The sequence below is a fragment of the Streptomyces sp. NPDC085946 genome, assembly GCF_044540485.1.
GTDB lineage: Bacteria > Actinomycetota > Actinomycetes > Streptomycetales > Streptomycetaceae > Streptomyces.
Map to the genome: position 1 here is coordinate 36,637 of NZ_JBITSF010000015.1, position 21,771 is coordinate 58,407.

Consider the following 21,771-nt stretch of genomic DNA (forward strand, 5'->3'; position numbering starts at 1 on the left):
TCCCGAGGCGGTGGCCGGCGGCGCGGTGCGGGACGCGGGCCCGGGCGGCACGGTGCGGCCGGGCTCCGGGACGGTCGGCGGCGCGGGACGGCCGGGCCCCCGGGCCGCCGTCCCGTCGGCCGTGCGAGGCGGCCGGAGTCCGTGGACGCCCGGCGCGCACGGGCCCCGCGCCCCGCCCGGCCGGAGGCCTCAGGCCGCCGTCCCCAGGGCCGCGCGGTCCGTCACGTCGCCGTCCTCCGAGCGGAGCACCACCGGCGCGGCGGGACGGCGCTCGCGCAGCAGGCGGCCCGCGCCGATGGAGCCGGCGATGATCAGCCCGCCGGTGACCAGCGCGCCGCGCGGCCCGGCCAGTTCCATGAGGAGGCCGAGCGCGGGCGGGCCGCCCAGGCTCCAGACCGTGCCGACGCTGCCCCACACGCCCAGCACGCGGCCGCGCAGGTGGGCGGGCGGGTCGGTCTGCAGGACGGCCCTCGCGGCGGTGTCCGAGACGGACTCCACCACGGCCATCGGCAGGACGAGCGCCAGCAGCACGGCCAGCGACGGCGACAGGCCCGCCACGGCCTGGAGCAGCGCCCCGCCGGCCGCGAGCGTCCCCACCAGCCGCACGGACGGCCGGCGCAGCCGGGCGCCGAGGACGGCGCCGAGGATGCCGCCGACGGCGAGCACCGTGGACACCGTGCCGAACGCCCCGGCGCCGCCCGCCAGCGGCCCGGTGACGAGCACGGCCAGGGTGAGCCCGTAGTTGCGGCCGAAGACCGCGCTGACCGCGGTGACCCCGGCGAGAGCCACCAGGCGGGGCCGCCGCGCGAAGAAGGCCAGGCCCTGCCGCACGGTCATGTCCTGGCCCGGCGCGCCGCCCTTCCCGCGCCGGACGGCGGTCTGCCGGACCGCTCCGCGCGCGGGACGCAGGAAGGGGATGACCGCGGCCACGAAGAGGAAGGACAGCCCGTTCGCGAAGTAGGCCGCGGCCGTGCCGAGGAAGCCGGCCGTGACACCGGCCAGGGCCGCCCCCACGAGCCGCCCGGCCTGGTGCACCAGCGCGCCCACGCCGATCGCCGAGGGCACGTCCTCCGGGGGGACGAGGTCGTTGCCCAGCAGCGCGCACGCCGGGCCGTCGACGGTGGCGACGCACCCGGTGACCGCGGCCAGCACCATCAGCGAGGTCATGTCGAGCCGGTCCAGCGCCACCAGGACGGCGGTCGTGAAGGCGACCGCGCCGAGCAGGGCCTGGCTGATGGCCGCCGTCAGCCGGCGCGGCCAGCGGTCGACGGCCGCGCCGCCCAGCAGGCTCGTCACCAGGGCGGGAGCGGCCTGGACGGACATCGACAGGCCGGTGGCGGCGGCGGACCCGGTGATCTGCAGGACCAGCAGGTTCTGCACCGTGAGCTGCATCCACGTGCCGGCGTTCGACACGAAGTTGGCGGCGGACCACCAGCGCATGCTGCGGTACCGCAGCGACCGCCAGGGCGAGCGGGAGCCGGCCCGGGCGGACGCGGGCGCAGGGGCGGGCGGGGCGGGGGAAGGAGAGGAAGACACAGTGCGGTACTCGAAGACGAGTCGTACGACTCAGCAGGGGGAGCGACGGCAGCGAGAACACCGGCAGCGCTGCGCGGCGGCTCCCCGTCGCCGGGACAGGCGCGGACCATCGTGGCAGAAGGGTCCGCGCAGTCCTCGCCGGGCCGGTGCGCGGCGGGGCGGGCCGCAGGGCCAAATCGCCCCGGCGGCCGGGAACTTGCGGACGTGAGTGTGGTTGATCACAAGGGCCGGGCGCCTCCCGGCGCGGTGACGGCGGCCACAGCACCCCCGGCGGCTCGCGGGGACGGCCGTGCGCCGCCGCCGGAGGGGCACGGGCTGCGGCGGGACGGCCGGTGCCGGAGCATGGAGCGACGCACCGCGACCGCGACCCCGGGCGGCCGCCGCCACCCGGCGCCGACGGGGCCGGGCCCCACGGAGAAAGAAGGCGTCCTCATGATGCCGACGACCACGTTCACCGGCGTGCCGGCGGCGCCGCCCCCTTGGCGGCGGGCCCTCGTGACCGGCGGCGCGGGCTTCCTCGGCTCGCACCTGTGCGAGCGGCTGCTCGGTTCGGGAGCCGAGGTCGACTGCCTCGACGACCTCTCCACCGGACACGCCGACAACATCGGCGCCCTCACCGGCCGCGCCGGCTTCCGCTTCCTGGAGCTCGACGTCGCCGACCCCGGGTGCGCGGACGCCCTGCCGGGCCCGTACGACCTGGTCCTGCACCTGGCCGGCCCGGCCTCCCCGTACGACGGGCTGCGGCGGCCCCTGCGGACCCTGGACACCGGCAGCCTCGGCACCCGCAACGCCCTGGCCGTCGCCGACCGCGACGGCGCGCGCTTCCTGCTCGCCTCCGCGCCCCGCCACGACGACGAGCCCCGCCTCCCCCCGGAGCCCGTCCAGCGGGCGGACGACGACGCCGACCCGCTCGCGCCGCGCAGCGCGTACGCCGAGTGGCTGCGGTTCTCCGAGGCGCTGGTCGCCGCACACGCGGGCACCCGTGGCAGCAACGCCGGGATCGTCCGCCTGTTCGCGCCGTACGGCCCCCGGATGCGGACCGACGACGGCCGGCTGATCCCCGCCTTCGTGCGGCAGGCGCTGGCCGGGCGACCGCTCACGGTCGCCGGGGACGGCAGCCGGCCGTGCCGCCCGTGCTACGTCGACGACGCCGTGGAGGGCGTGCTGCTGGTGGCCGCCGGCCGGTCGGTGCGGCCGGTGGACCTCGGGGCGGACGAGGAGGTCGCCGTCGCCGAGATCGCCCGCCGGGTGATCGAGCTGACCGGTTCCGGCTCGCGGCTGGAGTTCGCCGGTCCGCCGGTCCCTCCCGCCGAGCCGTACCGGCCCGACACCGGGTTCGCCCGCGAGCTCTTCGGCTGGGTGCCCAGGGTGGCGTGGCAGGACGGCCTGGAACGCACCGTCGCCGCCCTCACCGGGGGCTGCGGCCACGTCCCGGCGGCGGTGACGGGCCCGGGGCGGGGGGAGTGGCTGCCCTGAGGAGGCCCCGGGCGCCGGTCGCTCCGCCCGTCGGGCCCGGTGGCGCCCTGCTCGCCGGTCCGGCGGTGCGGGCCGTGGCCACCGGGGCGCGGACCCGCCCGGTGCCCGGTCGCCGCCCGGGGCAGGTCACGGCCCGGGATGTGGTGCGGGCCGTGGAGAGGCCGCCGCAGACGGTTCCGGGCGGGGCAGGGGAGGGCGGGCACGGGAAAGGGGCCCGTCGCCTCGGCGACGGGCCCCTTTCCCGCCTCACCGTCCTGCCGCGGGGCCGGTTCAGTCCTTGCCGCGGCCGGTCAGCGCGTCCCGCATCCGGTCGACCATGCCGGCGCCCTTGTCCATCAGCTTGTTCATCGGCGGCTTGTCCGGCGCGGCCGGGTGCGGCCGGGTCGGCGCGGTCTTCTTCGCCTGCCGCACCTTCTCGCCCAGCTCGTTCAGCGCGTCCATCGGGCAGGCCTCGCGCAGCCGGGGGAAGAGGTTGTTCTCCTCGTCGGCCACGTGCGAGCGGATCTCGCTCATGAGCATGCCGACGAGCCGGTCGAAGTCCGGGTCGCCCGCGTCGCAGCTCTCCAGGTCCTTCATGATCCGCTCGGCCTGGGCGTGGTCCTCGAGTTCCTTGTCGGCCAGGGAGTCACCACCGTCGATGTGCTCCCGCACGGCCGGGTACAGGTACTGCTCCTCGGCCACCGAGTGCCGCACCAGTTCCATGACGGCCTGGTCCGCGTACGTCTTGCGGTCCTCATGGCCGGACGGCAGCGCCTCGATCCTGCCGAAGAGCTCCTCGACCTCCCGGTGGTCCGTCATCAGCTCGTCGATGACGTTTCCTCCGTGTCCCACTGTCCTTCACCTCCAGCCGGTCGTGGCGGTTCCGGGGCGACACACCACGTCCCCCGGGTCCCCCCGTCCCCGGAGGGCTAACGCGGCCCGCCCGGACGGGCTCAGACGGGGAGCTTGGCCCTGACCCGGGCGGCGGCCGCGGCCGGCCCGGCGGTGGCCCGCACGGAACGGGTCAGCAGCCGGGTGTCACGGCGCAGGTCCTTGGTCGCGTGCCGGCCGCGCCACAGCAGCGAGGGGGCGGCGCCGGTGTCGTCGGCGGCGATGAGCAGCCCGCCGAGCATGGAGAGGTTCTTGAGGAAGTGGATGCGCTGCTGGGTGCGCTCGGCGGGGTCGTCCGCCTCCCAGAAGCGGTGCCCGGCCAGTGTCGTGGGGACGAGGGTGCCCGCGAGGGCGAGCGCGGCCAGGCGGGGCATGCGGCCGGTGGCCAGCATCAGGCCCGCCGCGACCTGCACGCCGCCGCTGAGCCGCACCACCTGCTCGGTGCGGTCGGGCAGGGCGGGGACGCGTTCGGTGATCGGCTTGACGACGGGCTCCGCGGCCGGGGCGACGTCCTGGGGACGGCGGACGGACTGCAGTCCGCCGGCGACGAACATGGAGGCCAGCAGGGGGCGGCCGAGCACACGCAACAGACTCATGGACCTCTCCAGGGGGTCGGTGGCACCTGTGGTCGCCGGGTTCCCCGCCGGGCGGCGAACCAATCGACGCCCCGGTGCGGCCGGCGGGGCCGGGCACCCCCGGCGGCACGCGGGACCGCGCCGCCGTCCGGCCGGACGCCGCCCCCGCCCTCCGGCCCCGGACCGGGCCCGCCCGCGGGGGAGACGCCGGACCCGCCCTCGGACGGGGCGCCGGACCCGCCCTCGGCGGAGACGCCGGGCCCATCCATGGGCGGGATGCCGTATCCGCCCTCCGGCGGGACGCCGTATCCGCCCACCCGCCGCGCGTCATCCCTGCCCCCCGGCCCTGAGCCGAGCCCGCCGAGCCCGCCGAGCCCGTCCTCCCGGCGCACCTCGAACCCGCCGCGCCCGTCGAAGCGCACGACGAACACGGTGTCGAAGCCGTGGGCGGGGGTGGGGCGGCGCAGTCGGCCGTGCGTGGCGCGGACGCCCACCTCGGGGACGCGGGCACGGCCCGTGCGGGCGGCGTTGCGGCGCAGCGAGGCCGCCAGGTCCGGCGGGAACCAGTACGCCGTGACGGTGGCGCCGTGGGCGTGCCCGGCCGCCACCAGCGGGTCCCACTCCTCGGGCGAGGGGTTGGTGTTGTCGACCGCCACCGACCGTCCGGCGGCCAGCGCCTCCTCGACGAGGCGCATCTGCCGCTCCTGCTTGCGGCGGGCGCCGCGCGGGAAGGCGTCCTTGCTCACCAGGACGTAGCGGCCGCGCAGGCGCTGGGCGCAGAACGCGGACTTGCCCGACGCCTGCAGCCCGACCAGCACGGCCAGGTCGGGCACGGCTCCGGGCACGGGGCTCAGTCCTCGACGCTCTGCTGCGTCCGCGTCCAGGCATACTGCAGCCAGTCCGCCACCGTCACGGCGCTCAGCCCGGTGCACAGCAGCCGGGCGGCGCGCGGGGCGCAGGCGTAGGTGACGGTCAGCGCGCCGCCCAGCCAGGCGGAGGTGCAGAACGGGCAGGTCACCAGGTCGCCCACGGCACGCCGGGCCTCGCCGCCGCGCGCCGTGTCGTTGACCTCGTTGCCCGCGCCGTCCTCCGCGCGGCGGGTGAACGGGGCCCGCAGGAAGCTGGTGACCTTGTCCTTGGACAGCAGCCGGGAGGCCTTGAACGTGGCCGTCCCCAGCAGGGCGAGGTCCCACGGCGGAATCCGGTCGGGCAACTGCAGCCCCCGGCGCCGTGCCACGACGGCGAACAGGGCGATGCCCGTGGCGAACGTGCCGGCCAATGCCGCGTAGCCCTTCAGGGGTTCCTCGCCCTGGTCGTAGCCGGACTCCTGAACCGTCATGACACCTCCTGGACCATCGGGTTTCCGCCTCGTCGGCGCGCCCCGGGTGCCCAGCGACACGACGGCCACACGCGCCCCGCGCAGTGAGCGGACGCGGTCCTTCCCATCTCGCGCCGCTGCCCCCTCGCCCTGCCGCGCTTTTACCCCCCCTCACACCCCCGCACGGTGCCGCTCCCACGCCCGCGCCCGCAGGTCCGGGCGGAGCAGGACGTCCGCCGCGGTGCACGCCAGGGCCTGTGTCGCGGCGACCAGGACCTCGCGGGCCCGGGGGGAGGCGGCGGCCGCGGCGAACTCGGGGGTGTGGTCGGAGCCGTCCGGGTCCATGATCGCGACGAAGGGGTGGACGGCGGGCAGCCGCGTGCTGACGTTGCCGATGTCCGACGACCCCAGGTAGACGCCGGGGACCGGCGGGGTCGGTGTGATGCCGGCCCGGGACAGGTGGGCGGCGAACCGTTCGGAGAGCACCTCGCTGTCGCGGAAGTGGTCGTAGCGCACGGTGGCGCGCTCCACCTCGGCGGTGGTGCCGGTGGCCCGTGCCACGCCCTCCGCGCAGGTCCGCAACTGCCCCACCAGGTCCTCCAGCGCCCCGGTGGTGGCCGCGCGCAGCCCGAACAGGCCCTCGGCGTACTCCGGGACGATGTTGGTGGCCGTGCCGCCGTGCGTGACGATGCCCTGCACGTGGGACGCCTCCGGCAGCCTGCGGCCCAGCACGGCCAGGACGTTGAACAGCTCCACGAGCGCGGCGAGCGCGTCGACGCCCTCGGTGGGATTGCCGGTGGGGTGCGCGGCCCGGCCGCGGAACGCCACCCGGTACTGCACCTGCGCCGTCAGCGGCGCCCGCGTCCAGCTGTACACCCCCGGGTGGAACATCAGGGCCGCGTCGACGTCGTCGAACACCCCGGCCTCCACCTCCAGGGCCTTCCCGCCGCCGCCCTCCTCGGCGGGGGTGCCGACCGCCAGCACGGTCCCTTCGGACACGTCCGGCACGGACGCCAGGGCCAGCGCCGCGCCGAGTCCCGCGGCCGCGATGAGGTTGTGCCCGCAGGCGTGGCCGAGGCCCGGCAGCGCGTCGTACTCCATCAGCAGCGCCACCGCCGGCCGGCCGCGGCCCGAGCGCGCGGTGAACGCGGTCGGCAGTCCGGCCACCCCCCGTTCCACCGCGAACCCGGCCCGCTCCAGCTCGCCCGACAGCAGGGCGGCCGCCCGGTGCTCGGCGAAGGCGTACTCGGGATCCGCGTGCAGCCGCAGGGCGATGCCCCACAGCGCGTCCGCCCGGCCGGCCACCTCCTCGCGGATGTCCTGGTGGACGTCGTCCAGCGTGCGGGCCACGGGACCTCCTCGGCGTCGGGTGCGGTGCGCCGGACGGGTTTCACCGGCGGCCGCCGCGACACCCGCCGGGTTTCGGCCGCCCTTGCGGTGCAACACGACCCGGTGTGCCCGCCGGGCCGTACCGGGCCCTGGGCCGGTTGGGAGGAACGATGGATCACTCGCGCGTACCCGTGCTGGAGGCGTTGCAGGAGTTCCGGCGCCGTGGCGACATCGCCTACGGTCCGCCGGGCCACAAGCAGGGGCGCGGAGTCGACCCGCGCGTGGCCGAGGTCGTCGGCCTCGACGTGTTCCGCTCCGACGTGCTGTCGCTCAACGGGCTGGACGACCGGCGCCAGTCGCAGGGCGTGCTGGAACAGGCGCAGGAGCTGATGGCCGACGCGGTCGGCGCCGAACACGCGTTCTTCTCCACCTGCGGCAGTTCCCTGTCGGTGAAGACCGCGATGCTCGCCGTGGCCGGACCCGGCGAGAAGCTGCTGCTGTCGCGCAACGCCCACAAGTCGGTGATCGCGGCCGTCGTCGTCAACGGCGTCGAACCCATCTGGGTGCACCCGAAGTTCGACGTCGAACGGCACCTCGCCCACCCGCCGGAGCCCGACGACGTGCGCAAGCGCCTGGAGGAACACCCGGACGCCAAGGGCATGCTGCTCATCACGCCCACCGACTGGGGCACCTGCGCGGACATCGGGGGAGTGGCCCGGGTGTGCCACGAGTTCGGCGTGCCGGTCATCGTGGACGAGGCCTGGGGCGCCCACCTGCCCTTCCACCCGGAGCTGCCCGCCTGGGGCATGGACGCCGGCGCCGACCTGGTGGTCACCAGCGTCCACAAGATGGGCGGCGCCGTCGAGCAGAGCTCCGTCTTCCACCTCCAGTACGACCGGATCTCCCCGGAGGCCCTCAAGCAGCGGGAGGACCTGCTGGGCACCACCAGCGCCTCCACCCTCGTGTACGCCACGCTCGACGGCTGGCGCCGCCAGATGGTCGAACAGGGGCACGGCCTCCTGGAGGCGGCCCTGCGCCGCGCCGAGCGCGTCCGGGCGGCCGCCGCCGACCTGCCGGGGCTCAGGCCCATGGGCCGGGAGGTCGTCGAGGAGGGCCACGCCGCCGCGCTCGACCCGCTCAAGATCGTGATCGACGTACGGGAGCTCGGCATCAGCGGCATGCAGGCGGCCGAGTGGCTGCGCGCCCACCGGCACGTGGACGTCGGCGGCTCGGACACCTGCCGCATCAGCGCCTCCGTCACCCACGCCGACGACGACGAGACCGAGCGGGTCCTGGTGGACGCCCTGCGCGCCCTCGTGGAGCACGCGGACTCCATCGAGCGGCGTCCGCCGGTCCGGCTGCCCGATCCCTCGGCGCTCGAACTGGAACAGGCCATGCTGCCCCGCGACGCGTTCTTCGCGCCGGTCGAGCACGTGCCCGCCGAGCGCGCCGCGGGGCGGATCTCCGCGGAGATGATCAGCCCGTACCCGCCGGGCGTGCCCGTGGTGGCGCCCGGCGAGGTGATCACCGACGAGGTGCTCGACTACCTGCGCAGCGGCGTGGAGCACGGGATGCTGATCCCGGACGCGGCCGACTCCTCGGTGCGCACCCTGCGCGTGGTGGCGCGCGACTGACCGCCGCCCGGCGCGGTACGACGCGTCCCCCGGCACCAGGTGCCGGGGGACGCGTCGTGTCCGGGGGCCGCCCGGGGCCGTCTCAGCCGGCGAGGTCCGCCTTGCCGAAGAGCACCGCGTACCCGCTGGGCAGCCGGCTGACGAGGTGGTTGAGCTCACCGCCCGAGACCGTGTCGGCCAGCGTCGTCAGCACCGCGCCGGCGTCCCACTGCGCGGTGCGCTCGTGCCCGCCCGCGCGCTGGGCCACGCGCCGGCAGAACTCCTGCACCCCGTAGGACTCGGGGTGCTCGTTGGCCGCGGCCGTCACCGTCACGTCCAGCGGGGCGGGCAGCTGGGCGGCCAGGTTCCGGGCCGCCTCCGCGGTGATGCGGCCCGCCAGGACCTCCATGACCGCTTCGGTGACCTTCGCCGCCTCCTCCTGGTTCGCGTACTCACCGCGGTCCCTGACCCGCGCGAGGAACTCGTCGTACCGCATGGATGCGCCTCTCTCGTCGAGCCGGTCGTGGCTTTCCGCCCGGGTGCCCCCGCGCCCCTCGCTCATAACGACGGGCGGCCGCGGGCCCGGTGCGGCTGACCCGTCGTCAACGCCCCCCGCCCCACCGGTCACTCACACCCAAGATGTTGAAATTGTTACTGAAGTTACTTTTGTGAAAGTTGGCATGATTTGTCCCATTCCGGTGATCCGGAGGGTGAAGGTAATCGCTTCAGTCCCAGGGAGATGGTGCTATGCCTTCCACGGAGAAGACCGCCAAGGAACTGACCGGTATCAAGAGCGCCGACATCGAGGCGGCACTCGACCCGGTCGAGGCCGACGGCATCTATCGCGACAGCCGTCAGTGCGGCGCGCTCGCGCTGCAGCAGGGCGGCATCGGCCTGCTGCTGTCGCCGCCCACCCCGCGCCCGAAGAAGGGCTGAGTGGACCGACAGGAGCAGTCCATGGAGCAGTCAGGCACTTCGACCCTCCTGCAGGGCGCGGTGCAGGACCTCGCTTCCGCAGTGGTCTCCGCCCTCCGGGGCGGGGACCACGCTCGCGCGGCCGCTCCGGCGGCCGCCGAGGCGGGAACCGAGGGCCTGACACTGGCGGCGGTACGCGTGCTGGGAGCCGACGCGCTGCTGCCGGGCACGCTGCTGCACCTCCCGCCCCCGCCCGACGAACTCGCCGTGTTCCGCAAGGCCGTGGAGGCCTACCCGCCCCGCGCCGACGCCGCCCCCACCGTGGTGTGGAGCCACTGGGGCATGCGGCGCGCGCTGCGGCGCTTCGACCCGGGCGTCGCCGACGGCCCGGACGGCGAACCCGGCACCGGCTGGCTCGACGGCGCGAGCTGGCAGTTCCTCACCCACCAACTCGCCGTCCTGGCCCCGCTCGCGCTGCCCGGCGAGGACAGCGCGGTGGCACGCCTGGCCGCGGACCGCCCCGTCGACGTCGCCCGCGGCTTCGTCCGCGCGGTGCGCCGCCGGGACTGGCGGCAGGCCGCCGGCGCCGGACGCTGGCTGACCCTGCTCGACGGCGTGCCGTCCACGCTCGGACTCGACACCGGCCTGGACTTCGTGGAGCTGATGGGCGGCGACGACCCGCTCGTCGCGCTCCAGGTGCGGGCCGCGCGGCTGGCGCGCGCGGGAGCCCCCGTATGACGGCCCTGGACACCCGCGGCATCCGGCGGGTGGCCGAGGCCGCGCTGGCGTGGATCTCCGGCCACCGCGCCGAGTTCGCGCTCGGCGAGGACGCGCTCGCGGCCCACGCCCAGGTGAACCGCATCTGGAAGCCGCTCGGCGAACTGGCCCGGGTCTGCGGGACGGTGTGCCGCCGCACGGCGCCCTCCGACCCGCTCCACGCGTGCGCGGCCGACCTGCTCTCCTACGCCTGGGAGCAGACCGGCCGCGGCGAGCTGTTCCTGCGCCTGCAGCGCCTGGAGCCCTTCGCCACCTACCCGTTGGAGGTGTACGCCACCCTGGCCGCGGCGGGCCTGCGCCACCCCGGCTACGAGGCGGCCACCGCCGTGGTGGCCCGCACCCGGGGCTGGCGGCTCACCGAACAGCAGCCCACCCGGCGGCTCGGCGTGCTCAACGCCGAGGAGCGCTGCGCCGTCCGCCGCTCCGGCGGCTCGATGCCGCGCACCCTGCGCCGCACCTGGCTGGGCGGACTGCCGGAACCGTGGACCTTCGAACGTGAGTCCGGATACGCCCTGACCCACGTGGTCTTCCACCTCACCGACTGGGGCGACGCCGGGCCCTCGGGCCTGCCCCCCGACCTGGCCGGCTACCTCGCCGACTGGCTGCCGCCCTGGCTCGACACCTGCCTGGACGCCGGGATGTGGGACCTCGGCTGCGAACTGCTGGCCGTCGCGGCCAGCCTGCCCCGCCGGCCCGAGCCCGCCGTCCTCCAGGACGCCTGGGCGCGGATCGCGGCGGCGCAGCACGCCTCCGGCGCCCTCCCCGAGGAGGGCGACGGCGTCGGGGAGGACAGCGACCAGTACTTCCTCCTCCACTACCACTCCACCCTCATGGCCGTCTTCGCCGAGGCCCTCACCCTCGGGCGTCCCGACGAGCCGGCGCCGGCGGGCGTCCCCCGCCGGCACGGCGGACAAGGAGTGCTGGGATGACCGACACCCGCCTGATCCACCACGTCGGCGTCGGCGCCCTGGAATGGCTGTGGGCCCACCGGGAGGGCTTCCGCCTGGAACCCGAGGCGGACCCCGAGGTCGGCTTCCTGGAGCGCTTCAAGCCCGTCGGCGAACTCGCCATGATCTGCAAGGTGCTCTTCCGCGAGGGCGTGGCGGGCTCCCGCCAGTCCCGGCTGGCCCGCCGGCTCGTGGACCACGCCTGGCGGGAGGTCCTCGACGGCGGCCGGATGCTGGTGCGCGGACAGCGCACCGAGCCCATCTCGCCCATCCCGTTCGAGGTGTACGTCCCGTTCAAGGAACTCGGCTACAGCCACCCGGACCTGGAGCGGGCCGTCGCCCTGAACCACCGGCTGGACAGCTGGACCGCGTGCGAGAAGACCCCCACCCGGCGGCTCGGCCAGTCCGCGTTCCAGCGCCGCTACGGCCTGCCGCCCCGGCCGCCGGAGGCCGACGCCCTGGGCGGCACCTGGCTGGCCGCCACCCCGGAGCCGTGGACGGTCGACGCGCGCATCGCCTACGACGTCACCCACAACGTCTTCCACCTGACGGACTGGGGCGAGAGGCCCGACGGCCTGCCGCCCGGCCTCGCCGCCTACCTCGCCGCCTGGCTCCCGGCCTGGCTCGACGACTGGCTCGACCTCGAACGCTGGGACCTGCTCGGCGAACTGCTCGTCGTCGACGCCTGCCTGCCGGACCCCACCCTGGACGAACGGGCCTGGCAGGGCTTCGCCGCCGCGCAGCAGCCCGACGGCGCCATGCCGGCCGTGCGGGAGATGCCCGAGGGCGACCCCGACGAGGTGTTCGACATCGTCTACCACCCCACGCTGGTCGCCGCGTTCGCCTCCGTCCTGGCCACCTCGCGCGCCCTGACCGCGCTGGCCCGCGCGTCATGACGGCCGGCCGCCGCACCCCCTGGCCGGGGCAGCCGTCCGGCGACGCGGCCGCCCCGGCCGCCGCCGTCCCGGCGGACGGCACCGCGGACGACGCGCGCCTGCGCGAGCGCCTGGCGAGCGCGGTCGCCGCCTCCGACGCGCCCGACACCGTCTTCGCCGTCTCCCGGCACGGCCGCCGCACCGTGCACAGCGGCGGCACCGCCCCACCCCCGCCGCGGCCCCGCGAGGAACTGCGCTACGAGATCGGCTCGGCCACCAAGACGTTCACCGGACTGCTGCTGGCCCGGCTCCTCCAGGAGGGCGTCCTGTCCGGCGGCGAGCCCGCCGCCGCGTGCCTGGACGGCGGCCGGGCGCCCGGCGGGGACCCGGTGACGCTCGCCCACCTGATCACCCACACCTCCGGACTGCCCGGCCTGCCCGCCGACTTCCGCCTCCGGGGCCTGCCCGCCTGGCGCACCAACCCCTACGCCCGCTACCCGGCCGACCGGGTCGTCGCCGCCTTCCTGCGGCACCGGCCGCGCCACCGGCCCGGCACCCGGTGGCGCTACTCCAACTTCGGCGTCGCCGTCCTCGGGCACGCCCTGCGCGCGCCGACCGGCACCCCGTGGGAGGACCTGGTCACCGGACGCGTGCTGCGCCCCCTGGAGCTGAAGGACACGGACCTGCGGGCCACCGGCCCGGGCGTCGACGCCACCGGCCACGGCGCCGACGGCACGACACCCGTGCCGCCCTTCGACGCCGGTGGCTTCCAGGCGGCGGGCGCCCTGCGGGCCACCCCCCACGACCTGCTCACCTTCCTCGAAGCCCACCTCGACCCGTCCCGCGTGCCGGACCCGGACCTGGCCGCCGCCCTGCGCGCGGTGCGCACCCCCGTCCTGCGGCGCGGCCCGGACCTCGTGCACGAGCACACCGTCGCCTGGGTCCGGCACCCGACCGACGGCGGACCGATGTACTTCCACAGCGGCGCGACCCTCGGCCAGCAGGCCCTCCTCGGCTTCCGGCCCGACACCGGCACGGCCCTCGCCGCGCTGTGCACCCGCCGTTTCCGCGCCCGCGACCCCTTCATGAGCACCGCGTACGACCTGCTGGCGGAGGCGTAGGGACCACCGTCACCCGTGCCGGGCGCACCGGCCGACGGGCCGCCCGGCGCCGGCGGGGACCGGCGTCGGACGGCCCGCAGCGGCCCGCGGAGCGGACGTCACGCGCGCTGCCACAGGGCGGGCGTGCCCGTGGGCGCCCACGCGGTCTGCGCCTGGTGCGTCAGCAGGCAGTGGTAGCGCACCCCGTCGTGGGTGACCGTGGCCCCCGCCTGGTAGACGCGGCCCGCGACCCACGCGTCGACGGTGCCGTTGTCCTGCGGGCCCGGCGTCTGCGCCTGCGCGGCCTTCGTCTTCAGGGTGAGGCCGAACTCGCCGAGCAGCGGGTTGAGCGGCTGGTAGAACGTCGTGCCGCCGTTCTTGCAGTCCCCGGAGCCGCCGGAGGTGACGCCCTGCGCCTGGGCACCCGCCACGTACGGCCCGCCGGAGTCGCCCGGCTCGGCGCACACCGTCGTCCGGGTCAGCCCGTCGACCGTGCCCTCGGCGTAGCTGACGCTCGTGCCGTGCTGCTCGATCGTCCCGCAGTGCCACCCGGTGGTCGAGCCGGAGCGGCACACCGACGCCCCGACGAGCGCCTCGGCCGAGCCGGCGACCTCCACCTTCTGGTCGGACTCGCCCTTGACGTGGGCGGTGGCCGTCCACTGCCCGTTCACGGCCACCCAGGCCATGTCCTTGCCGGGGAACGCGGAGGCCTGGAACTCGCCCTGCTCCGCCTTGTCGAAGCCCGCCGTCTTCGAGCCCGGCCTGCCGCAGTGACCGGCGGTGGCGAAGCCCTGCTGCTGGTCCTTGGTGACGGAGAAACCGACCGAGCAGCGGGCGGTCCCGTCGATGTAGTAGGCGTCCCCGCCGGTGATCTCCGCCATCAGACGCGGCCGGTCCGCCGTCACCCGCACGCCCACGTCCTGGCCGTCGAGCCCCGCCGCCCTGACGAACGCGCTCGCCGCGGCCTCGCTGGTGGCCTGCACCGCGACCCGGTTCGCGGGGACGTCCACGTACCACAGCGGGGTGTCGCGGGTGTCGAGCCGCCGGGCGGCGGCGTCCAGCTTCCCCTTGGCGGCCCGCAGGGCGGCCAGCGACGTCTTCACGACCGCGGCCTTCGCGCCCTGCGCCTCGATGGCGGCCACGTCGGCGGCGTCGGTGGTCGCGACGGTGAGTTCCTGCGAGGTCGTGCCGCGGACCCAGGCCCCGGCGAAGCGGTCGCCCAGCGCACCGGCCAGCCGGCCCGCGCGGGTGCCGGCCTCCGCCTCGTTGACCAGCCGCTCGGCCGCCTGCGCGGAGGTCAGCGCGAGGTCGCGCTCCATCGCGTGCAGCACCGCCGCCGCCGGCTTGTCCGCCCCGAGGGTCTGGGCGGCGCCGGGCGCGGGCACCGACGTGGGGGACGGCTCGGCGGCCACGGCGGCCGGGAGCTGGGCGAGCAGGAGCGCGCCGAGCGCGGTCAGCGCGGCACGGCGGCCGGTCACGGCATGTCTGTGGGCCATTCGATGCATCTCCTTCGATCACGGGCGAAGCCGCCGCGGAGCCTTAGGCCTTGCCCGGCGGGCCCGGACCGATGTGCCGGGCCCCGGTCTTTCGCGCTTTGGTGCCGCGAAGGGGCGCCATGTGCAGTACGGGGACGGGGCAGGCGGCGTACGCGGGCGGACACGGCGCGGGTCAGGCGGGCTTCAGGCCCTGGGCGCCCACCTCCGTGACGAAGGACGCGGCCGTGCTGACGGGGGCGTCGGGCGTGGTGACCGCCGGGAGGGTGCGGAAGTCGGCCCGGGCCGACTGGCGCCCCAGCTCGACGCGCACGTAGCCGCGGCGGCCGTTGTAGAACTTCATGTGGGGGTTGGCCTGCATGTAGGTGTCCCAGTTGGCCGGCCGGTCGGTGCCGTCCCGGCCGCTGGTGACGGAGGTGCAGGTGAACTCCGTGCCCAGGGTCGCGGACCCGGGGTCGTCGAAGTCCTCCTTGACGTCGAAGGCGTATCCGACGTGGACGTCGCCGGTGAGGATCATCCAGTTGTCGACGCCGGCCGCCTTCGCGCCCGCGACGATCCGGTCGCGCGAGGCGCGGTAGCCGTCCCAGGCGTCCATGGACAGCGGGGCGTCCGCGGTGACGTCGAACTTGCGCTGGGAGAAGCACACTTGCTGCGGCAGCACGTTCCACAGCGCCCCGGAGGCCTTCCAGCCGTCGAGCAGCCAGCGTTCCTGCGCCGCGCCGGTCAGGGTGCGCGCCGGGTCGTCGGACTCGGGGCCCGGCGCGTGCGGCCGGTCGCCGTAGGCCTGGTCGGAGCGGTACTGCCGGGTGTCGAGGATGTCGAACTGGGCGAGCGTGCCCCACTGCAGGCGGCGGTACAGCAGCGCGTCGGGTCCCTTCGGCAGCTGGGCCGCGCGCAGCGGCTGGTTCTCCCAGTACGCCCGGTAGGCGGCGGCCCGGCGCAGCAGGAACTGCTCGGGCGGGGTGCCGTTCTCGTCGAGGGCGCCCGCGTAGTTGTTCTCCGTCTCGTGGTCGTCCCAGGTGACGGCGAACGGGTGGGCGGCGTGCGCGGCGCGCAGGTCCGGGTCGCTCTTGTACAGGGCGTAGCGCAGCCGGTAGTCCGCCAGCGTCAGCGTCTCGCGGTTGAAGACGTCGGGCAGGGTGCCGCCGGCGTACTGGCGGGCGCCGCCCGCGGAGTCCACCGGGTACTCGTACAGGTAGTCGCCGAGGTGGAAGACCAGGTCGACGTCCTCCTGCGCGAGATGCCGGTGCGCGGTGAAGTAGCCGTCGGTGTACGCCTGGCAGGCGACGGCGGCCAGCCGCAGGCCGGAGACGGGGCTGAACGCGGCGGGCGCCGTGCGGGTGCGCCCCGTGGGGCTGATGAAGGTGCCGACGCGGAACCGGTAGAAGTACGTGCTGCCCGGGAAGAGACCCGTGACGTCGACGTGCACGCTGTGCCCGTACTCGGCGTGGGCGGTGGCGGTGCCCGAACGGACGACGGCGCCGAACAACTCGTCGACGGCGACCTCCCATTCGACGGTGACCCGTTCCTCGCCCAGACCGCCGTCCGCCTCGAAGGGCTCGGGCGCGAGCCGCGTCCAGATCACCACCGACTCCGGCAGGGGGTCCCCGGAGGCGACTCCGAGGGTGAACGGGTCGTCCGGGATCCGCGCCGCGTCGCGCTCCGGGGCGGCGACCGCGCCGCGGGCCGGCAGGTTGGTGGTGAAGGCGAGCGCGGCCGCCGCCGCGGTGACGGTCAGGAAGCGGCGGCGGGCGAGGCGCGGGGCGGCGGCGCGCAGTACGGCGTCGTGCGGGGAGAACGCGTGTCCCGCGGGTGGTCGGTGACGGCCCGTCAGCGCCATCTGGTGTCCTCTCGTCGGGGGAGCGGGCGGTTCCGACGGGCGAACGGCACGACGAGCGAGGAGCCCCCCGGGCGGCCGCCCCCGCGCGGACCGGCGCCGAGCCCCGGCCGGCGGACGCGGTCCGCGGCCGCCGGCCGTGCTGCGGCCGCGCGACACGGGCCCGCTGATCACGGAGCCTGCATGCTAAGCAGACAAGATCGGCGAAACGGGCACGCCGTGCGGGGCGGTCACACGAGAGGGGGTACGGGGTGCGGCGCAGCGCAGGAAGAAGCCGCCGGCGCGGTGCCGGCGGCTCGGCGGGGCGGTGGCCCTCGCGGGGTGGTGGGGCGGCGGGCTCAGCCGGTGGCCGCCCCGGAGGACATGCCGGACGTCACGCGCTCGCGCCCCGGCAGGTGGTAGACGTGGAAGGCGCGGCCGATGACCGGCTGGGCGACGTTGCGCACCCGCACCCCGGCGCTCGTCATCCCGTGCTCCGTGCCGGCGTGCGCGTGCCCGTGCACGGCGAGGTCGGCGCCGGCCGTGTCGATCGCCTCGGCGAGCAGGTAGCTGCCCAGGAACGGATAGATCTCCAGGGGCTCGCCGGCCAGCGTCTCCGGGACGGGGGAGTAGTGGGTGAGGGCGATGCGCGCGTCGCAGCCCTCCGCTTCCAGCTCCTCCAGGGCCTTGCGCAGGCCGTCGGCGCACTGCCGGGAGTGCTGGACGAACTCCTTCATCACCGGCTCGCCGAACTCCCCGGCGCAGCGGCCGACGAAACCGCCCCCGAACCCCTTGGTGCCGGCCACGCCGATGCGCTTGCCGTCGCTGACCACGACCGTGCCCCGGCCCTCCAGGACGTGCGCTCCGGCGTCCTCCAGGATGGCCGTGACCTCGTCCGGCCGGTCGTCGTGGTGGTCGTGGTTGCCGAGGACGGCGACCACCGGGACCCCCAGCCCCTCGATCTCCCGGGCCACCACCCGGGCCTCGTCCGGGGTGCCGTGCCGGGTCAGGTCGCCGGCGAGCAGCAGCACGTCGGCGCAGTCGGGCAGGGTCTCGAAGGCGGGACGGAGCACCCCTTGGTTGTCGGGGCCCATGTGGATGTCTCCGACGGCGGCGATCCGGATCATGCGAGTTCCTCCGCGTGGTCGGGTGAGGACGTCTCGGTGACCACGATGTCGCAGTGCACCGGGTGCCCGGCCAGTTCGTCCGCCACCAGGCGCAGCACCTCGGTGCGGCACGGTGTCGAGGGGACGGTGCCGGTGACCAGGACCGCGTCACCGCGGACCTCGATGCGCACCCCCAGCTCGCCGAGGTCGCCGGACGCGAGGCGGTCCTGGAGGTGGGCGACGCGGTAGTCCAGGTTCTGGGCCGCCGCCGTGCCGCCCGCGTGCTGCGGGCCCTGGACGCTCATGGCTGCTCCTTCCGCGGGGCGATGACGTTGAGGCGTTCGAGGAGGAAGAAGAAGGCGGCGGGCATGGGCTCCTCGCCGCAGTCGTCGCGCACCCGCTCCCAGTCGACCTTCTCGCGCAGCGCCCGCGCGATGGGCAGCACCGCGCCGAAGTCGCAGTGGTGCTCGGAGAACGCGGCGAGCAGGCTCCACACCAGGTCGGTCGGCGCCAGCACGGGCATGCGCACCGACTCCACCGACAGTTCCTCGGCCCGGTCGAGCATCTCGGTGCTGACGGGCCGGTGCGCGAGCTCGAAGATGATGTCGACGTCCTGGCCGAAGCAGGTGGCCTTGATCAGCCAGTCCTCCGGCGGCGTGTAGACCGTCAGGCCGGCCTCGCGCAGGGTGGCGGCCACCGCCTCCGCGTCCTCGGGCCGGATGCAGAAGTCGACGTCGTGCTGCAGGTTCTTCTCGCCGCCGTGGGCGTACGCGGCCACGCTGCCGGCCAGCGCGAACAGGTGCCCCTGGCGCTTGAGCAGCGCGCCGACCTGCTTGGCCGCCTCCAGGATCGCCTGGTTGCGGTCCCGGGGCAGGAGCTGTTCGGGGTCTTCGAGGGCCGGGTCCTGCGGTGGCGCGTGCCCGGACGAGTCGGGGGCGAGGCGCAGGCCGGCAATCCCCGGCTGCCGGGCGAGCATCGCTTCGTCGCCGTTCTGCGTCATGACCCCTCCGTTTCGACGATGTGCCTGGTGGCGTCCGTGCTCGGGACGGCCGTGGTGCGTGCTCTGAGTACCCGGCGCGCCCGCTCCGACACGGACGGGGCCGGAACGGGACCGCCGCCCTGGCCGGCACGGCTCCCGGCCTCTTCGTGTACCCGCCCTCCGGGACGTCTCCCCGCCTTCTTGACCGGTCCGGTCCGGGCCGGTACACCGGTCGTCCCTCCGTCCCCGCACGACCCGCACGCCCGCACGGCCCGCCCGCCCCGCACCGGATGTTCGCCCGCGCGGCGGTCGCTCTTCACTCCGGGGCCCGCGGGCCGTCCGCCGCCCGCACCAAGATCACGTGCGGTTTTGTCATGTCATCGACCCAGGGAGCCTCCGCGTGACCAGACACCGCCAGAGCCGTACCGGCGCCGTGGCCCTCGCCGCGACCCTCGCGCTGCTGTCCGCCGTCCCCGCCGTCGCGGCCGACGACGCGGCCCTGCCGACCGTGGTGCCCCGCGCGGAGACCGCGACGCTGTACGACGACGAGGCGGGCGGCAACGCCGACGCCGACGACCCCGCCATCTGGCGCAACGCCGCCGACCCCGCCCGCAGCCTGGTCGTCGCCACCGCGAAGGAGGGCGGGCTGCGCGTCTACGACCTGGACGCCCGCCTGGTCCAGTCGATCGCCGCCCCGCCCGGACCCGACGCCGACGACGCCCCCGGCCGCTTCAACAACGTCGACCTCGTCGGCGGCCTGAGGCTGAGCACGGGCCGGGCCGACGTGGCGGTCACCACCGACCGCGGCAACGACCGCCTGCGCGTCTACCGCATCGACCCGAACGCCCCGGGCCGCCCCCTCACGGACGTCACCGACCCGGCCGCCGCCCCGGTCTTCTCCGCCGGCCAGGAGGAGATCAACGACCAGCGCACCGCCTACGGCCTGGCCACCTACACCGACAAGGCCACCGGCCGCTCCTACGCCCTGGTCAGCCGGCGCGAGCGCACCTCGATCGCCCTGCTGGAGCTCCTGCCCACCGCGAACGGCAAGGTCGGCTACCGCAAGGTCCGCTCCCTGGACCTGCCCGCCTCCTTCCGCCTGCCGAACGGCACGTCCTGGTCCCCGTGCGCGGAACCCGGCGAACTCCCGCAGGTCGAGGGCATGGTCGTCGACCCCGCCGACGGCATCCTGTACGCCGGCCAGGAGGACGTCGGCATCTGGCGGCTGCGCGCCGACCTGACCTCCGCGCCCGAACTGGTCGACACGGTCCGCGAGTACGGCGTTCCGGGCACGTACGACGAGGCGACCGAGGAGTGCGAGGCGGGCGCCGACCCCGGCTACGGCGGCACCGTGCTCTCCGCCGACGTGGAGGGCCTGACGCTGCTCACCGAGTCCGACGGCGACGGCTACCTGCTGGCCTCCAGCCAGGGCGACGACACCTTCGCCGCCTACGACCGCGAGCGCGGGGACGACAACGAGTACGAGGGCGGCTTCCGGGTCACCGCGGCCTCCGCGACGCTGGACGGCTCCGAGGAGTGCGACGGCGCGGCCGTGCTGAACCAGCCGCTCGGCGGCAAGTACCCGAACGGCCTGCTCGTCGTCCAGGACGGCCACGACACCCCCGGCGACGGTGACCGGGCCGCCACCGGCTTCAAGTTCGTCGACCTCGGCGTCGTCCTGGACGCCCTGGACGACTAGGGACTGTCGTCCGGATCAGGTCGCGGGGAATCGACTGTCTGTCGTCGGCCCCGCGTCCGCGGCGTGAGCCGGACGACAGCCCCTGGGGAGGGACGCCGGGGGAGGGGGACTCCCCGCGAGTCCGGCTGCGGTGGCGGCCGGGGGCCGGGCTGGAGACGCTGGGAGGGCAGCGGCGGCCCGGCCCGCACCCCCGGCCGCCCCCGTCCGAGGGAGCACCCATGAGAAAGCCGCCCCGCGCCCTGATCGTCGCCCTGGCCGCCGCGGGCACACTGCTCGTCCCCGCCGCCGCGGCGGCCGCCCCGGCGGACGTCACCGCGAGCGACTGCATCGCGGGCGGCGGCATGGTCGTCGTCGAGGCCCGGAGCGACGACGGGCAGATCGTGTGGTCCAAGCACTGCGCGGGCGGACTCCACGACGGCCGGACGGTCCTGTGAGCCGCACGGGCGGCGGCCGCCCGGCCGGCCCCGGCTCCTGACCCGGTACGCCGGGCCCGCCACCCCGTCCGCGTCACCCGCCCGCACGAACGGCCGCCCGCCGCCGCCCACGCCGGCGCACGCCGGGCCGGCCTGCGCGCCGGGACCCCGTCGGCACCGGCCCGGACGCTCCGAGGGCCGCGCCGCCGTACCGGCGGGCTCGCGGCGCGTGGGACGGCGGCACGGGGGTACACCGGCACCCGGTATTCCGTCACCGCGCGGAACAAGGCAAGCGAGCGGCCGACAAAAGGCGGAATATGGGCTTAAAGCATGGAAGCTGGCCCATGCCCCTAGGTGACGCGCTCGTGGAGGTCGACATGAACCAGGTGAAGGAACGTCCGTCGGATCTCCCCCAGCCCTTGCGCGCGGTGGCCTCCGGGCTGCGCCACGTGCCGGGAGCGGAGCAGGTGGGCAAGGTCGCCGGCGGCGCCCTGGACCGCATCGGGGCGGTCTCCCCGCGCGGCCGCCGCATGGCCGTCTACGCCGGCGCCGGAGTGCTCGGCGTGGCCGGAGTCGTCGAGTGGCCGGTGGCCCTGACCGGCGCCGCCGTCGCCTGGCTGACCCAGCCGCGCCCGGACCGCCCCGCGGACGGGGACACCACCCGGTCCGCCGCCGACGGCACCGCGGAGGACGGATCCGCCGCGGACCCCACGCCGGCCGGCGCCGGCGACCGGCTGGCCACCAGCCACTACCGGCACGACCAGCCCGAACACCACGTCCACGAGCAGCCCGCCAAGGTCGGTGACACCCGTACCGCGTCGGCGCTGAAGCAGGTCGCGGAGGCCACCGGCCACCACGGCCCCCACACCGGACATCCGGGCCCCGACCCGGAGCACCGGCCCGCCGACGACGACCGCCACAGCAGCTGAGTCGG

The 21,771-nt window shown here is 75.9% G+C and carries 22 protein-coding genes; 10 read left to right on the forward strand and 12 right to left on the reverse strand.

The annotated features are described in order from the left end of the window. Positions 1–189: 189 nt before the first annotated feature. Entirely contained in the window at positions 190–1,440 is a 1,251-nt protein-coding gene (locus ACIF8T_RS26590) for an MFS transporter (RefSeq protein WP_400038618.1), read from the reverse strand. A gap of 528 nt (positions 1,441–1,968) precedes the next feature. Between ACIF8T_RS26590 and ACIF8T_RS26595 the strand changes: the two genes are divergently transcribed. After that, positions 1,969–3,012, forward strand: a complete 1,044-nt coding sequence (locus tag ACIF8T_RS26595; RefSeq protein WP_400038619.1) for an NAD-dependent epimerase/dehydratase family protein — start codon at positions 1,969–1,971, stop codon at positions 3,010–3,012. A 270-nt stretch (positions 3,013–3,282) separates the two neighbouring features. Here the strand turns inward: ACIF8T_RS26595 and ACIF8T_RS26600 are convergent, their stop codons facing one another. The 5 genes from ACIF8T_RS26600 to ACIF8T_RS26620 all read right to left on the reverse strand — a co-directional run bounded on the left by ACIF8T_RS26600 (position 3,283) and on the right by ACIF8T_RS26620 (position 7,125). Beyond that, positions 3,283–3,843, reverse strand: coding sequence for a hemerythrin domain-containing protein (locus ACIF8T_RS26600; RefSeq protein ID WP_400038620.1), 561 nt, complete (start codon positions 3,841–3,843; stop codon positions 3,283–3,285). 101 nt (positions 3,844–3,944) lie between these two features. Next, on the reverse strand, positions 3,945–4,478 hold the full coding sequence (locus ACIF8T_RS26605) for a DoxX family protein (RefSeq protein ID WP_400038621.1): 534 nt from the start codon (positions 4,476–4,478) through the stop codon (positions 3,945–3,947). Continuing rightward, positions 4,475–5,302 carry an AAA family ATPase gene (locus ACIF8T_RS26610; protein ID WP_400038622.1) on the reverse strand — a complete coding sequence of 276 codons (828 nt, stop codon included), beginning with the start codon at positions 5,300–5,302 and terminating at the stop codon, positions 4,475–4,477. The genes ACIF8T_RS26605 and ACIF8T_RS26610 overlap by 4 nt, the downstream gene beginning before the upstream one ends. A 5-nt stretch (positions 5,303–5,307) precedes the next feature. Next, positions 5,308–5,796 (reverse strand): DUF1360 domain-containing protein, encoded by a 489-nt coding sequence (locus ACIF8T_RS26615; protein WP_400038623.1) that lies wholly within the window; start codon positions 5,794–5,796, stop codon positions 5,308–5,310. 150 nt (positions 5,797–5,946) lie between these two features. Further along, positions 5,947–7,125 carry an amidohydrolase gene (locus ACIF8T_RS26620; RefSeq protein ID WP_400038624.1) on the reverse strand — a complete coding sequence of 393 codons (1,179 nt, stop codon included), beginning with the start codon at positions 7,123–7,125 and terminating at the stop codon, positions 5,947–5,949. Positions 7,126–7,274: 149 nt separating this feature from the next. Here ACIF8T_RS26620 and ACIF8T_RS26625 point away from each other — a divergent pair, with 149 nt between their 5' ends. Further along, the gene (locus tag ACIF8T_RS26625; protein ID WP_400038625.1) at positions 7,275–8,738 is read left to right on the forward strand and encodes an aminotransferase class I/II-fold pyridoxal phosphate-dependent enzyme; all 1,464 of its coding nucleotides are present in this window, start codon (positions 7,275–7,277) and stop codon (positions 8,736–8,738) included. Positions 8,739–8,820: 82 nt separating this feature from the next. Here ACIF8T_RS26625 and ACIF8T_RS26630 read toward each other — a convergent pair whose 3' ends face one another. Then, positions 8,821–9,213: a DUF2267 domain-containing protein gene (locus ACIF8T_RS26630; protein ID WP_400038626.1), complete on the reverse strand. Its 393-nt coding sequence runs from the start codon at positions 9,211–9,213 to the stop codon at positions 8,821–8,823. Positions 9,214–9,464: 251 nt separating this feature from the next. On the opposite strand from ACIF8T_RS26630, the gene ACIF8T_RS26635 reads away from it, so the two are divergent. Genes ACIF8T_RS26635 through ACIF8T_RS26655 form a run of 5 tightly spaced genes read left to right on the forward strand, consistent with a single transcriptional unit; the run spans position 9,465 to position 13,352 of the window. Then, the gene (locus tag ACIF8T_RS26635) at positions 9,465–9,653 is read left to right on the forward strand and encodes a hypothetical protein (RefSeq protein WP_400038627.1); all 189 of its coding nucleotides are present in this window, start codon (positions 9,465–9,467) and stop codon (positions 9,651–9,653) included. Between the two features lie 21 nt (positions 9,654–9,674). Beyond that, on the forward strand, positions 9,675–10,370 hold the full coding sequence (locus ACIF8T_RS26640) for a hypothetical protein (protein WP_400038628.1): 696 nt from the start codon (positions 9,675–9,677) through the stop codon (positions 10,368–10,370). Further along, positions 10,367–11,338 carry a DUF6895 family protein gene (locus tag ACIF8T_RS26645; protein WP_400038629.1) on the forward strand — a complete coding sequence of 324 codons (972 nt, stop codon included), beginning with the start codon at positions 10,367–10,369 and terminating at the stop codon, positions 11,336–11,338. The genes ACIF8T_RS26640 and ACIF8T_RS26645 overlap by 4 nt, the downstream gene beginning before the upstream one ends. Further along, a complete protein-coding gene (locus tag ACIF8T_RS26650) occupies positions 11,335–12,252 on the forward strand; it encodes a DUF6895 family protein (RefSeq protein WP_400038630.1) in 918 nt (305 codons plus the stop codon). Before ACIF8T_RS26645 ends, ACIF8T_RS26650 begins: the two co-directional genes overlap by 4 nt. Continuing rightward, positions 12,249–13,352: a serine hydrolase domain-containing protein gene (locus ACIF8T_RS26655; protein ID WP_400038631.1), complete on the forward strand. Its 1,104-nt coding sequence runs from the start codon at positions 12,249–12,251 to the stop codon at positions 13,350–13,352. The genes ACIF8T_RS26650 and ACIF8T_RS26655 overlap by 4 nt, the downstream gene beginning before the upstream one ends. A 98-nt stretch (positions 13,353–13,450) precedes the next feature. On the opposite strand, the gene ACIF8T_RS26660 is transcribed toward ACIF8T_RS26655, so the two are convergent. The 5 genes from ACIF8T_RS26660 to ACIF8T_RS26680 form a co-directional block, all read right to left on the reverse strand. Then, positions 13,451–14,827 (reverse strand): alpha-lytic protease prodomain-containing protein, encoded by a 1,377-nt coding sequence (locus ACIF8T_RS26660; protein ID WP_400038632.1) that lies wholly within the window; start codon positions 14,825–14,827, stop codon positions 13,451–13,453. Positions 14,828–14,999: 172 nt separating this feature from the next. Then, the gene (locus ACIF8T_RS26665; RefSeq protein WP_400038633.1) at positions 15,000–16,664 is read right to left on the reverse strand and encodes an alkaline phosphatase D family protein; all 1,665 of its coding nucleotides are present in this window, start codon (positions 16,662–16,664) and stop codon (positions 15,000–15,002) included. Positions 16,665–16,999: 335 nt separating this feature from the next. Continuing rightward, the gene (locus tag ACIF8T_RS26670) at positions 17,000–17,767 is read right to left on the reverse strand and encodes a metallophosphoesterase (protein WP_400038634.1); all 768 of its coding nucleotides are present in this window, start codon (positions 17,765–17,767) and stop codon (positions 17,000–17,002) included. Continuing rightward, positions 17,764–18,051 (reverse strand): hypothetical protein, encoded by a 288-nt coding sequence (locus tag ACIF8T_RS26675; RefSeq protein ID WP_400038635.1) that lies wholly within the window; start codon positions 18,049–18,051, stop codon positions 17,764–17,766. Before ACIF8T_RS26675 ends, ACIF8T_RS26670 begins: the two co-directional genes overlap by 4 nt. Next, complete coding sequence (locus tag ACIF8T_RS26680) at positions 18,048–18,746, reverse strand: nucleotidyltransferase family protein (protein ID WP_400038636.1); 699 nt, start codon at positions 18,744–18,746, stop codon at positions 18,048–18,050. The genes ACIF8T_RS26675 and ACIF8T_RS26680 overlap by 4 nt, the downstream gene beginning before the upstream one ends. Before the next feature lie 412 nt (positions 18,747–19,158). On the opposite strand from ACIF8T_RS26680, the gene ACIF8T_RS26685 reads away from it, so the two are divergent. The 3 genes from ACIF8T_RS26685 (at position 19,159) to ACIF8T_RS26695 (ending at position 21,766) form a co-directional block, all read left to right on the forward strand. Next, positions 19,159–20,424, forward strand: a complete 1,266-nt coding sequence (locus tag ACIF8T_RS26685; RefSeq protein ID WP_400038782.1) for a phytase — start codon at positions 19,159–19,161, stop codon at positions 20,422–20,424. 218 nt (positions 20,425–20,642) lie between these two features. Next, positions 20,643–20,858, forward strand: a complete 216-nt coding sequence (locus ACIF8T_RS26690; protein ID WP_400038637.1) for a hypothetical protein — start codon at positions 20,643–20,645, stop codon at positions 20,856–20,858. 323 nt (positions 20,859–21,181) lie between these two features. Beyond that, positions 21,182–21,766, forward strand: a complete 585-nt coding sequence (locus ACIF8T_RS26695) for a hypothetical protein (RefSeq protein ID WP_400038638.1) — start codon at positions 21,182–21,184, stop codon at positions 21,764–21,766. Positions 21,767–21,771 lie beyond the last annotated feature (5 nt).